General features: G+C 63.0%; 11 protein-coding genes. 2 read left to right on the top strand and 9 right to left on the bottom strand.

Annotation, left to right across the window (positions count from 1 at the left end; all coding sequences use genetic code 11):
• Window positions 1-407, top strand: a 407-nt coding sequence (locus tag QQL85_RS18080) for an aldehyde dehydrogenase family protein (RefSeq protein WP_284368776.1), incomplete at its 5' end; no start/stop codon positions are given.
• 124 nt (window positions 408-531) lie between these two features.
• On the opposite strand, the gene QQL85_RS18075 is transcribed toward QQL85_RS18080, so the two are convergent.
• From QQL85_RS18075 to pedF, 9 genes are all read right to left on the bottom strand, one after another.
• The gene (locus QQL85_RS18075; protein ID WP_284354522.1) at window positions 532-2,202 is read right to left on the bottom strand and encodes a PAS domain-containing hybrid sensor histidine kinase/response regulator; all 1,671 of its coding nucleotides are present in this window, start codon (window positions 2,200-2,202) and stop codon (window positions 532-534) included.
• Entirely contained in the window at window positions 2,186-3,349 is a 1,164-nt protein-coding gene (gene ercA / locus QQL85_RS18070) for an alcohol dehydrogenase-like regulatory protein ErcA (RefSeq protein WP_284354523.1), read from the bottom strand. The genes QQL85_RS18075 and ercA overlap by 17 nt, the downstream gene beginning before the upstream one ends.
• A 144-nt stretch (window positions 3,350-3,493) precedes the next feature.
• Window positions 3,494-3,565, bottom strand: coding sequence for a pyrroloquinoline quinone precursor peptide PqqA (gene pqqA, locus QQL85_RS18065; protein ID WP_010455123.1), 72 nt, complete (start codon window positions 3,563-3,565; stop codon window positions 3,494-3,496).
• A gap of 231 nt (window positions 3,566-3,796) precedes the next feature.
• Window positions 3,797-5,317 (bottom strand): acetaldehyde dehydrogenase ExaC, encoded by a 1,521-nt coding sequence (gene exaC / locus QQL85_RS18060; RefSeq protein ID WP_284354524.1) that lies wholly within the window; start codon window positions 5,315-5,317, stop codon window positions 3,797-3,799.
• A 133-nt stretch (window positions 5,318-5,450) separates the two neighbouring features.
• Window positions 5,451-7,238 (bottom strand): PQQ-dependent alcohol dehydrogenase PedH, encoded by a 1,788-nt coding sequence (pedH, locus tag QQL85_RS18055; RefSeq protein ID WP_284354525.1) that lies wholly within the window; start codon window positions 7,236-7,238, stop codon window positions 5,451-5,453.
• Window positions 7,239-7,343: 105 nt separating this feature from the next.
• Window positions 7,344-8,300: a quinoprotein relay system zinc metallohydrolase 1 gene (locus QQL85_RS18050; RefSeq protein ID WP_284354526.1), complete on the bottom strand. Its 957-nt coding sequence runs from the start codon at window positions 8,298-8,300 to the stop codon at window positions 7,344-7,346.
• Window positions 8,301-8,338: 38 nt separating this feature from the next.
• On the bottom strand, window positions 8,339-9,100 hold the full coding sequence (locus QQL85_RS18045; RefSeq protein ID WP_284354527.1) for a quinoprotein dehydrogenase-associated SoxYZ-like carrier: 762 nt from the start codon (window positions 9,098-9,100) through the stop codon (window positions 8,339-8,341).
• A gap of 9 nt (window positions 9,101-9,109) precedes the next feature.
• On the bottom strand, window positions 9,110-9,985 hold the full coding sequence (locus tag QQL85_RS18040; RefSeq protein ID WP_284354528.1) for a substrate-binding periplasmic protein: 876 nt from the start codon (window positions 9,983-9,985) through the stop codon (window positions 9,110-9,112).
• A 5-nt stretch (window positions 9,986-9,990) separates the two neighbouring features.
• Entirely contained in the window at window positions 9,991-10,452 is a 462-nt protein-coding gene (gene pedF / locus QQL85_RS18035) for a cytochrome c-550 PedF (RefSeq protein ID WP_284354529.1), read from the bottom strand.
• Between the two features lie 253 nt (window positions 10,453-10,705).
• On the opposite strand from pedF, the gene exaA reads away from it, so the two are divergent.
• A complete protein-coding gene (exaA, locus tag QQL85_RS18030) occupies window positions 10,706-12,601 on the top strand; it encodes a quinoprotein ethanol dehydrogenase (protein WP_284354530.1) in 1,896 nt (631 codons plus the stop codon).
• The last annotated feature ends 81 nt before the right edge of the window (window positions 12,602-12,682 follow it).

Raw genomic sequence — 12,682 nt, 5'->3', positions numbered from 1 at the left:
ACGGCGCCAAGCTGCTGGCGGGTGGCAAGCGCACCTTGGAAGAGACGGGCGGCACCTACGTCGAGCCGACCATCTTCATTGGGGTGACCAATGCCATGCGCATTGCCCAGGAAGAAATCTTCGGCCCCGTGCTGTCGGTGATCGCTTTCGACACCGCCGAAGAAGCCATCGCCATTGCCAACGACACACCGTATGGCCTGGCGGCGGGTATCTGGACCTCGGACATTTCCAAGGCCCACAAAACCGCCCGTGCCGTGCGCGCTGGCAGCGTCTGGGTCAACCAGTACGACGGTGGCGACATGACCGCGCCGTTCGGTGGCTTCAAGCAGTCGGGCAACGGCCGTGACAAGTCGCTGCATGCACTGGAGAAGTACACCGAGCTGAAGGCGACCTGGATCAAGCTTTAATCGCATGGGGCCGCTTTGCGGCCCTTCGCGGGCAAGCCCGCTCCCACAGGGACCGCACTGTATTTGAGGGCGGTGCAATACCTGTGGGAGCGGGCTTGCCCGCGAAGGGCTGCAAAGCAGCCCCTCAATGCTCCTGCAACAACTGGCTCAGCACCGCCCGAAGCTTGCCTGGCTTGACCGGTTTGTTCAGCAGCGGCGCCCCCAACTTTTGCAAACCCCGCCGGCACTGGTCACTACGGTCTGCGGTGATGATCACCGCAGGTATGGTGCAAGCAAAATGCTCACGCAACTGCCTGACTACCTCGCATCCGACCACGCCATGGTCCAGGTGATAGTCGGCCAGGATCAACTCCGGTGCCTGGCCCTGCAGGGCCAGCAAGGCCCCTGCCTGATCGGTCGCGGTCACCACCTCGCAGCCCCACTGCCCCAGCAGCGCCCCCATGCTTTCGAGGATGCTCACTTCATTGTCCAGCACCAGCAACCGGCGGCCCGGCAACGGGTTGCCGGCGCTAGGCTGCGGCACCGCTTGATGGATGGCCTGCGGCACATGCTCGCCAATCGGTACCTCGATACTGAACACCGAGCCATGCCCCGGCCAAGAGCGAACCTCAATCCGATAGCCCAGGATCTTGGCGATCCGCTCGACGATGGCCAACCCCAGGCCCACGCCCTTGCGATCCGCAGCTCGGCCGACGTCCAACTGGTTGAATTCGAGAAAAATGGCTTCCAACCGATCCGCCGCAATGCCCCGCCCGGTGTCCCACACCTCCAGGCGCAGGTGACCATCGCGGCGCCTGGCCCCGAGCAGAATCCGACCTTGGTCGGTGTAGCGGCAGGCGTTGCTGAGGAAGTTGCGCAGAATGCGGGTCAGCAGCCGCAGGTCGGTGCTGATGGCATAGTCAGCGATGCGTGCGTGCAGCTTCAGGCCTGCCGCATCGGCCACCGAGCGAAACTCCGAGACCAGCGGCGCGAAGACTTCGTCAAGGCGGTACACAGCCACGTCCGGTTTGACCGCTGCCTGGTCGAGCCTGGAAATATCCAGCAGGTCGGTCAGCAGGTCTTCGGCGCCTTCCAGGGCCTGGTGGGTACGCTCTACCAGGATGTGCTCGGCGTCTGGCAATGGCCGCTCGCGCAAGGTCGAGATGAGCAGGCGAGCAGCGTTCAGCGGTTGCAACAGGTCATGGCTGGCGGCAGCGAGGTATTTGTCCTTGCTGCGGTTGGCGGCCTCCGCGGCATCACGGGCCTCCAGCAATTCATCGGTACGCGCAGCAACCCGTTGCTCCAGTTCGTCATTGAGCTGTTGCAAACGCTGCTGGGCCTGTTTGCGTTCGGTGATGTCGGCGACAAAACCCTCCACCAGGCCCTCCTGCCCGGGCTTGAGCAACAGGTTCATCAGCACATCGAGGTGGCTGCCGTCTTTGCGCCGCAAGCGGGTTTCGTAGCCGTGCAGGCTGCGGTCACGGGCGAGGATCGCAGAAATCGCCTGCAGCTCTTCGGCACCGCCATCAAACAGATGGGCAGCCAGGTCTGTCAGGGAAAACAGCACCGCTTGCGGGTCGTCGTAGCCAAGCATGCGCGCCAACGCTGGGTTGGCGGCACGCATGCCGTCTTGCAGGCTGGCCTGGAAAATGCCGTGCACAGCGTTTTCGAACAGCCATTTATAGCGGTTGCGTTCGGCTTCCAGTTCGTCCATGCGGGCAGAAAGCTCCGGGTAATGACTCTTGCGTGCCGAGTGGTCGCCCAGCCCCAGCAGCCCGGCCAGCGCCCGCTGCTGCTCGTCAGAGGGCCTCGCCATAGACCACCTCGACATCACGCTGGCTCGACGCACGAGGGTTGGTGAGAATGCACGGGTCATCCATCGCATGCTGCGACAGGAACGGAATATCGGACGTGCGCACCCCGTGCAGCCCCAAGGTTTCGTGGAAGCCGATCGCGTGCTTCAGGGCGATCAGGTGCTCCACCAGGCGCCCGCAAATCTGCCGGTGGTTCAGGCCACGGCAATCAATGCCGAACACCTCGGCAATCACCTTGAAACGCTCCGGCGCCGAGCTGTAGTTGAACGCCACCACATGCTCCACCAGCACCGCGTTGCACAAACCATGGGGCAGGTCGAGGAACCCGCCAAGGCTGTGCGACATGGCGTGCACTGCACCCAGGATCGCGTTGGAAAACGCAAGCCCCGCCTGCATGCTGCCCAGCATGATTTTCTCGCGCAGGGCAATATCGGTGGGGTTGGCGATCATCTCCACCAGGTTGCCATTGATCAGGCGCATGGCTTCCAGCGCGTGCGGGTCGGTCAGCGGGCCGTGGCCGGTGGAGACGAAGGCCTCGATGGCATGCACCAGCGCATCGATACCGGTACAGGCCGACAGGAACGGGTCCATGCTCAGGGTGGTTTGCGGGTCGATCAGCGACACATCCGGCACCACCGCCTTGCTGACGATGGAGAACTTCATGCGTTCCTGCTGGTTGGAAATGATCACGAACTGCGACACGTCCGCCGAGGTACCGGCGGTGGTGGGTATCAGGATCAACGGCGGACTGGGCACGCGGATCATGTCCACGCCTTCGAATTCGAGGATGCTACGCCCATGAGCGACCACGATGCCGATGGCCTTGCCGCAATCCATCGGGCTGCCGCCGCCGACGGCGACGATGACGTCACAGTGGTTTTGCCGGTAGATTTCGGCCCCCAGCATCACCTCTTCCACGCGCGGGTTGGGCGAGACCGTGCTGTATAAGCAGTAGTCGATGCCCTGTGCCTGCAGGCTGGCCTCCACGTCCGCTACCCAGCCGGCGGCAATCACACCGGGGTCGCTGACCACCAGCACCTTGCGTGCGCCGAAGGTCTTGGCGTAATTGGCAACGTTATGCCGGCAACCGGCACCGAAGATGATTTCAGGCGATACGAACTTGCGAAGCGGGCTGAAACTCTGGCTCATCGTGAAGCCTGTTCTTATTGTTCTGGAAGGTAACTGCCAGCGTAAAGCATCCCACAGCGAAAGCAACCAGACCAAAGCGTGGCACTGGCTCAACCACAGGTAATCAGGGGGAACCGGCCACCGTGGCGATGGCCGGGCGGCACATCAACGATTGGCGAAATACATCGTCACTTCAAAGCCGATGCGCAGGTCGGTAAAGGCGGGTTTATTCCACATGGGCAATCCTCTTCTTATGCCGGAGGGTTCCGGTAGAGCCATTAATGCACGGGAGGACGCTGGGGCCGAATGCTACTTTGGACGGAACTGGCGGGGTGCGTTGGTAGGGGTATGGCGTAACCTATAGCGGCCTCTTCGCGGGCAAGCCCGCTCCCACAGGGATTGCGCAGCATTCGAAGCCAGCACATTACCTGTGGGAGCGGGCTTGCCCGCGAAGCAGGCGGCGCGGTCTTAGAAGAAGCCCAACGGATTGATGTCGTAGCTCACCAGCAGGTTCTTGGTCTGCTGATAATGATCCAGCATCATCTTGTGCGTTTCACGCCCCACACCCGACTTCTTGTACCCACCAAAGGCCGCATGCGCCGGATACAGGTGGTAGCAATTGGTCCACACGCGGCCAGCCTTGATCCCACGGCCCATGCGATAAGCACGGTTGATATCGCGGGTCCACAGGCCGGCTCCCAGGCCAAACTCGGTATCGTTGGCAATCGCCAGCGCTTCGGCTTCGTCCTTGAAGGTGGTCACACCCACCACCGGCCCGAAGATTTCCTCCTGGAACACGCGCATCGCGTTGGTGCCCTTGAGCAGGGTCGGCTGGATGTAGTAACCCGTGGCCAGGTCGCCTTGCAGCCGCTCGGCAGCACCACCGGTGAGCAGCTGCGCACCCTCTTCCCGAGCGATTTCCAGATAAGAGAGGATCTTGTCGTATTGCTGTTCCGAGGCCTGCGCGCCCACCATGGTCTCGGTGTCCAGCGGGTTGCCCCGGGTGATCTTGGCGATCTTCTTCATCACCTCAGCCATGAAGGGCTCGTAGATCGATTCCTGAATCAGCGCCCGCGATGGGCAGGTGCACACTTCGCCTTGGTTGAAGAACGCCAGCACCAGGCCTTCGGCAGCCTTCTCGATGAACGCGGGCTCGGCCTGCATGATGTCTTCGAAGAAGATGTTCGGCGACTTGCCGCCCAGCTCGACGGTGGACGGGATGATGTTCTCGGCTGCGCATTTCATGATGTGCGAGCCCACCGGGGTGGAGCCGGTGAAGGCGATTTTGGCGATGCGCTTGCTGGTGGCCAAGGCCTCTCCAGCTTCACGACCGAAGCCCTGGACGATGTTCAACACGCCTGCGGGCAGCAAGTCGGCGATCAGCTCGGCAAAAATGGTGATCGACAACGGCGTCTGTTCAGCCGGCTTGAGCACCACACAGTTGCCCGCAGCCAGGGCCGGGGCGAGCTTCCAGGCGGCCATCAGCAGCGGGAAGTTCCACGGGATGATCTGCCCGACCACGCCCAGCGGTTCGTGGATGTGATAGGCCACGGTGCCTTCGTTGATCTCGGCTGCGCCGCCTTCCTGGGCACGGATACAGCCGGCGAAGTAGCGGAAATGGTCCGCCGCCAGCGGTACATCGGCATTCAAGGTTTCGCGTACAGCCTTGCCGTTATCCCAGCTTTCGGTGACGGCGAGCACTTCCAGATTCTGCTCGATACGGTCGGCAATCTTCAGCAGCGCCAGGGCGCGGTCTTGCACCGAGGTCTTGCCCCAGGCTTCGGCGGCTGCGTGCGCGGCGTCCAGGGCGCGGTCGACGTCCTGGGCAGTGGAACGTGGGAACTCGGCAATCGGCTGGCCATTGACCGGCGAGCTGTTGGTGAAGTACTGGCCAGCCAACGGCGCCACGAACTCACCGTTTATGAAGTTGCCGTAGCGTTGCTTGAAGGACACGACGGCGCCTGGGGTTCCGGGTTGTGCGTAGATCATGCTGAGCCTCTGCGGGTCGATGCCTGTCCAGCGACAGGCGATGCAGCGATGGTAAAAAGCCCCGCGTGCCAGGCGAATGCATCGTTGGCAGCGGGGCGCTCGTCATTTGGTAGTAGGTGGCAGGGCTGCGGCCTTACGGCTTGGCGCTTGCCGTTTGCTGCAGTTGCTTAGGCAGCTTGAACGTCCAGAGCATGCCGCCCTGGTTGAAGTCCTTGACCCGCTTGGCCACTTCGCCGCCCCACAGCGGTACCGCGCCGCCCCAGCCGGAGACCACCGACACATATTGTTCGCCGTCCATTTCCCAGGTCACGGGCGAACCGAGCACGCCTGAGCCGGTCTGGAATTCCCAGACCTTGTCGCCGGTCTTGGCATTGAAGGCCTGCAGGAAGCCTTCTGGCGTACCGGTGAACACCAGGTTGCCCTTGGTGGTCAGCACCCCGCCCCACAGCGGCGCGTAGTTCTTGTGACGCCACACTTCCTTGCCACTGATCGGGTCGATGGCACGCAGCACGCCAATGTAGTCTTCGTTGAGCGGCTTGATGGTGAAGCCGGCACCGAGGAACGCCGCGCCCTTCTTGTAGGCAATGCCTTCGTTCCAGATGTCCATACCCCACTCGTTGGACGGTACATAGAACAGCCCGGTGTCCTTGTTGTAGGCCATCGGCATCCAGTTCTTGGCGCCGAGGAACGCCGGCGCGACAAACACCGAACTGCCTTTGGCCTCGCTACCCGGTGCGCCCGGACGGCTGGCTTCGTTGTAGATCGGCCGTCCGTCCTTGTCCAGGCCGGTGGCCCAGGTGATCTTGTCGACGAAGGGGAAACCACGGATGAACTTGCCGTTGGTGCGGTCCAGTACATAGAAGAAGCCGTTGCGGTCGGCGGTGGCGGCAGCTTTCACCTCTTTGCCACCGTCCTTGTAGTTGAACGAGATCAGCTCGTTGACGCCGTCGAAGTCCCAGCCGTCATGAGGCGTGCTCTGGAAGTGCCACTTGATGGTGCCGTCATCCGGGTTCAGCGCCAGGCGCGACGAGGAATACAGGTTGTCACCAGGGCGCAGGTGCGAGTTCCATGGCGCCGGGTTGCCGGTGCCGAACAGGATCAAGTTGGTTTCCGGGTCGTAGTAACCGCCCAACCAGGGCGCAGCGCCGCCGGTCTTCCACAGGTCACCTGGCCAGGTCTTGCCCGCCTCGCCGCCGGAAATACCGTTTTCGATGGCCTTGCCGTCCTTGTACACATAGCCCATGTGCCCTTCCACGGTAGGGCGCATCCACAGCAGCTCGCCGTTCTCCGGGTTGTAGGCCTGGATCTTGCCCACCACGCCGAACTCGCCACCCGCAACGCCGGTGATCAACTTGCCGTTGACGATCATGGGCGCGGCACTGATGGAATAGCCTTCCTTGTGGTCAGCCACCTTCTTGCTCCACACCACCTTGCCGGTGTCCTTGTTCAAAGCCACCAGCTTGGCGTCCAGGGTGCCGAAGAACACCAGGTCGCCGTACAACGCCACACCCCGGTTGATCACATCGCAGCACGGGCGGATGTCATCCGGCAGGCGCGCATCGTACTGCCACAGTTTCTTGCCGGTGCGGGCGTCCACAGCGAACACGCGCGAGTAAGAGCCGGTCAGGTACATCACCCCGTCCTTGATCAGCGGCTGGGCCTGCTGGCCGCGCTGCTTCTCACCGCCAAAGGAGAACGCCCAGACCGGGCGCAGTTCCTTGACGTTGTTGGCATTGAGCAGGTCCAGCGGGCTGTAACGCTGGCCCTGCACACCCAGGCCATTGGTCACGATCTGCTGCGGGTTCTTCGGGTCCTGAAGGATTTCTTCATTGCTGACAGCGGCGTGAGCCGCGCCGGCAAGCAGCATGGCGCTGAGCACCAGGCTCATGGCGAACAAGGGGCGACGCGGGGATCGGGTCATGACGGCTACCTTTGGTTTTTTGTTGTATCCGGGAAAATTTCCCGGTGTGCCGGGAATTCTTGGTCCCGACCCGGTTGCCAACAATTGCCCGCAGTGCGGAGATTTCTAGTTCCTTGGTACAGGGCTGGAGGACGGTTCGCCATCAACGCGCTGTAAACGCTGACGCTCATAACGCGGATACAGGTGGCTAACGCTGCGAATCAACTCGTAACGGGTCAGGCTGATACCGGCAAAGCGCTCGGGGATGGGGCTGCGGATCATTTCTGCCATGTCATCACCACGCGCTGCGCCGTCGCGCATCAGGCCGTCCAGCCAGCCCAGGTAGTCGCGCATCTGAGAAAAGGGCCTGGCATCGCTGGCGACCGGGCCGTGCCCGGGCACCAGTTGCTTCCAGGGCAGCGCTTGCAAGGTGTCCAGGTCCTTGAGCCACACATCCAGCCCCGGGCTGTTGGGTGTGGTCAGGGCACGTTCGTAGAACACCAGGTCGCCGGCGAACAGCACGCCGGTCGTTTCATCCAGAATCGCCAGGTCGGCGCCGGTATGCCCGCCCAGCGCCAGCAGCCGCAGCCGGTGCCCGCCAACCTCGTGAACACCCGCCTCCAGCACCCGGGTTGGCAGCACCACCTCGGTGCCACGCATCCAGTCGCCGACCAGGCGGTACATGTTCTCGGCCATGGCCTCGCCTTGCTGGCGCAACAAATCACCGGTGCCGGCCAGGGCGCCGATAGGCACATCGGTGAAGGCCTGATTGCCCAGCACATGGTCGGGGTGATGATGGGTCAGCAGCACCTCCAGCACCGGCTTGTCGGTGGTGGCGGCGATGGCCTGGCGCAGCGCTTCGCCGTAGCGCTTCGAGGGGCCGCTGTCGATCACCACCACGCCGCTGTCAGTGACGATGAACGCGGTGTTGACGATATTGCCGCCGTTGCTCTTGGCGAAATTGTCGGTGCTGCCTTCCAGTAGCCAGGTATCTGCCGCTATTTGCCGAGGTGTAAGCCGATAGTCCAGATCAGCCCAGGCCGGCAGGCCCAGGCACAGCAGCAACAGCGGTATCCAACGCATACAGGCGCCTCTGGTCAGGGGAAAGTCAGGCAACGCACTTAGGGCACCGCCGCCTCGAACTGGTTGCCGCTGTTGTCCTGCAACATCAACCGGGTCGGCCCGGCACCCTGTATATCGAAGCCCAGGTTTGGGTTTTCGCTGACCGCCGGGTACAGCTCAAGGCTGGCCAGGCGCTGGCCGTCCGCGTCTTGCAACTCGGCATGGTTGAGGAAGAACTCGGGAATACCGCTGACCAGGCCGTTATCCATCGGGTGGGCCACCTGCACGCGCAAACGGCTGGCATCGCCGCGTGGGTAACGCCCTCCCAGCACCTCACCCAGGTGTTCCTCCCAGCCGGGTTGAGTGCGCACCACACTCGGCGCGGTACAACCACCACCCGCCGCGTCGATCAAGGTCGAGCCGACATGCCACAGGCCATCGCGCGTCTGCACAGCAGCGCGCAGCGGCGTGGCCTGCTCGATGCGGATACGGATCGACAACCAGGGCAGCACCCGCTCGCCGGGCTGGAAATCGACAATGCGCGGCAAAGGGTTCAGTTCCGCCCAGGCGATGATACGCACCACATCGCCAGAGAACGCCCGGGCATCGATCTCCAGTGGCACCTGGCGTGCGTCTTCGGCAAACGGCGGCGCCAGCAGCTTGACCCGGTCATCGAAGACGAATGCGGCCTGCCCCAGCAACTGCTTGTGGTAGAAGTCCCACATTACCGAGGGTACCGGGTCTGTTTGGGTACCTTGCGTGGCAGCCAAGGCTGCACAAGGCATCCAGCAGGCCAGCAAAAAAGTCGCTCGCCAGTTCATGGCCTGCTCCTATTGATACATCTCCGGGACCTCGTAACGCAGGCCGTAAGCGGCATACATGGCCTTGAGCCGGCCGTCGCGGATCATCGCTTCAAGGGCTTCCTCCACGGCATAGGCCAACTGGCGGTTGCTTTCATGCACCGCCATGCCGATTTCCCAGGCCTGCTTGCCCAGGTTGGGGTAAGCGTTTTCCGCGAGTGCCAGTTGCGGGTCGGCAGCCTGGTGCATTTGCCAGTCGATTTCGCCGCGCATCGCCATGACAGCGTCCACCTGACCGGCCTGCATGGCACCGAACGCCTGTTGCACGCCAGGGTAGTGATGGGTTTTGGCACTGAGCATGCCGTTGAATACCGACGTCAGGTAGAACGACGGCACGCTGTCTACCTCTACCCCGATGGGGTGCTGCTGGAACACCGCCACACTCGCCACCGACGCCAGGCGACGGCGGTCGTACGCGACCTGCCAGCGTTCCTCCTGATAAGGGCCGAACATCACCACCTGGCCGTTTTCCAGCTCGCCCACCTCGTTGCGCTTCTGCGCATAGTCGTGGTCATAAGGCACCCGCATCATCAGGTCGGCCAACTGCTGGTGGCGCAACGGGCTGCCGCGCCAGATGTAGTCGCGCAGGTCATCGTCGAGCTTTTCCCCGGGCGGCGCCCAGATCAGTTGCAGGCGCACCCCCAAGGCCGTGGCCAGGGCCTGCGCCAACTCCACATCGACACCCCGGGGCTTGCCGTGATCTTCGAAACTGTAGGGGGCGAAATCCTTGTACACCGCCACCTTCAACTCGCCGGCAGCGATGATCGCGTCATAGTTGCGCACCTGCGCCTGGGCTGCTGCGCAACACAGCAGCAGGCCACTCAACAGCACCGCCCACAGACGCATGGCCGTCACTCCTCGACGTGCACGCTGTCCAGATAGGTACGCACCGCCCACAGGGCTTCCTGGCTCAGGTAGTCGGCCATCTTCGGCATGTACACGCGGCCGTCGCGAACCGCCCCATGGCGCACCCGCTCGACAAACCATTCATCGCCGGCGTCACCGACATCGAGCATGCGCAGGTCGGGGGCAATCCCCCCGGATTTGGCTTCCAGGCCATGGCAGGCGGCGCAATTCTGGTTGTAGGCCGAGGCGCCGATTTCCACGGCCTTGTCGTGCTCGGGTGAAGTACGGTAGGGGTTGACCGCCGCCCAGCCATCGCCGTCCACACTTACGCCGGCGTCCTTGATCGGGGTCAGGCCCTTGGTCTCCACCGCCTGGGGCACCACGTTGCCATGGGCCCAGGCCGTACCGCTCAGCACAGCCGCAGCCAGCAGCCCTGTAGCCAGCAACACATTGCGTTTTGTTGTCATTGTTATGCCCTCACCATTGCACGCAAAGCCTCAACCACAGAGGCCGTGTCGCCATCATAAAAACAGCCCGCAGACGGCCGAATGCTGCTTTGGTGGCCGGGCCTTACTCCCTTGGTAGTAGGGCTTGTGGCGAAGGGCCAATTGAGGTGCCGCTCGGGAACTATTCCCGGCATCGGCGGGATATTTTCCGTATCCGGCCACGGCTGCCTCACCTCACCCTGTGCAGGCCAAAACTCCACAGGGAACTGCAACCATGACAATAAGATCGCTACCCGCCCTTTCCCCTCTGGCCCTCAGCGTGCGGGCCCTGCTGCTGGCAGGTAGCCTGGCCCTGAGCAACGCGGCCATCGCGGCCACAACCCCAGCGGCACCTGCCAGCAAGAACGTCACCTGGGAAGACATTGCCAACGATCACCTGACCACAAAGGACGTGTTGCAGTACGGCATGGGCACCAACGCCCAGCGCTGGAGCCCGCTGGCCCAGGTCAATGACCAGAACGTGTTCAAGCTCACGCCGGCCTGGTCTTACTCCTTCGGCGACGAGAAGCAGCGCGGCCAGGAATCCCAGGCCATCGTCAGCGACGGCGTGGTCTACGTCACCGGCTCGTATTCGCGGGTATTCGCCCTCGACGCCAAGACAGGCAAACGCCTGTGGACCTACAACCACCGCCTGCCCGACAACATTCGTCCGTGCTGCGACGTGGTCAACCGCGGGGCGGCGATCTACGGCGACAAGATCTACTTCGGCACCCTCGACGCCCGCCTTATCGCCCTCGACAAACACACCGGCAAGGTGGTGTGGAACAAGAAGTTCGGCGACCACAGTGCCGGCTACACCATGACCGGCGCCCCGGTGCTGATCAAAGACAAGACCAGCGGCAAGGTGCTGCTGATTCATGGCAGCTCCGGCGATGAATTCGGCGTGGTAGGCCAGCTGTTCGCCCGCGACCCGGACACGGGCGAAGAAGTGTGGATGCGGCCCTTCGTCGAGGGCCACATGGGCCGCCTGAACGGCAAGGACAGCACCCCGACTGGCGACGTCAAGGCGCCATCCTGGCCAGACGACCCGACCACCGAAACCGGCAAGGTCGAGGCCTGGAGCCACGGCGGCGGTGCCCCTTGGCAAAGCGCCAGCTTCGATGCCGAGACCAACACGATCATCGTCGGCGCCGGCAACCCTGGCCCGTGGAACACCTGGGCACGCACATCGAAGGATGGCAACCCGCATGACTTCGACAGCCTGTATACCTCTGGCCAGGTCGGCGTCGACCCGAGCACCGGCGAAGTGAAGTGGTTCTACCAGCACACGCCGAACGATGCCTGGGACTTCTCTGGCAACAACGAACTGGTGCTGTTCGACTACAAGGACAAGGACGGCAAGGTGGTCAAGGCTACCGGTCACGCCGACCGCAACGGCTTCTTCTATGTGGTGGACCGCAACAACGGCAAGCTGCAGAACGCCTTCCCCTTCGTCGACAACATCACCTGGGCCAGCCATATCGACCTGAAGACCGGGCGCCCAGTGGAAAACCCTGGCCAGCGCCCGGCCAAACCGCTGCCGGGTGAAACCAAGGGCAAGCCGGTGGAAGTCTCGCCGCCGTTCCTGGGTGGCAAGAACTGGAACCCCATGGCCTATAGCCAGGACACCGGCCTGTTCTACATCCCCGGCAACCAGTGGAAAGAGGAGTACTGGACCGAGGAAGTGAACTACAAGAAAGGCTCGGCGTACCTGGGCATGGGCTTCCGCATCAAGCGCATGTACGACGATCACGTCGGCACCCTGCGGGCCATGAACCCGACCACCGGCAAGGTGGTGTGGGAGCACAAGGAACACCTGCCACTGTGGGCCGGCGTGCTGGCGACCAAAGGCAACCTGGTGTTCACCGGCACCGGCGACGGCTTCTTCAAGGCCTTCGACGCCAAGACGGGCAAAGAGCTGTGGAAGTTCCAGACCGGCAGCGGCATCGTCTCGCCGCCGATCACCTGGGAGCAGGATGGCGAGCAGTACATCGGCGTGACCGTGGGTTACGGCGGCGCGGTGCCGCTGTGGGGCGGTGACATGGCCGAGCTGACCAAGCCGGTGGCCCAGGGTGGTTCGTTCTGGGTGTTCAAGATCCCGAGCTGGGACAACAAGACCGCGCAGCGTTGATCGCCTGAGGTAGAGCATTACTGGGGCTGCTTTGCCGCCGATAGGTCGCAAAGCGGCCCCATAGCGGTTATCTCCTATTCC

It is taken from the genome of Pseudomonas putida (assembly GCF_030159595.1).
In the GTDB taxonomy this organism is placed as follows: Bacteria; Pseudomonadota; Gammaproteobacteria; order Pseudomonadales; family Pseudomonadaceae; genus Aquipseudomonas; species Aquipseudomonas putida_AC.
Note: the sequence above shows the minus strand (reverse complement) of the source record. Positions and strands in the feature narration are given on the sequence as shown.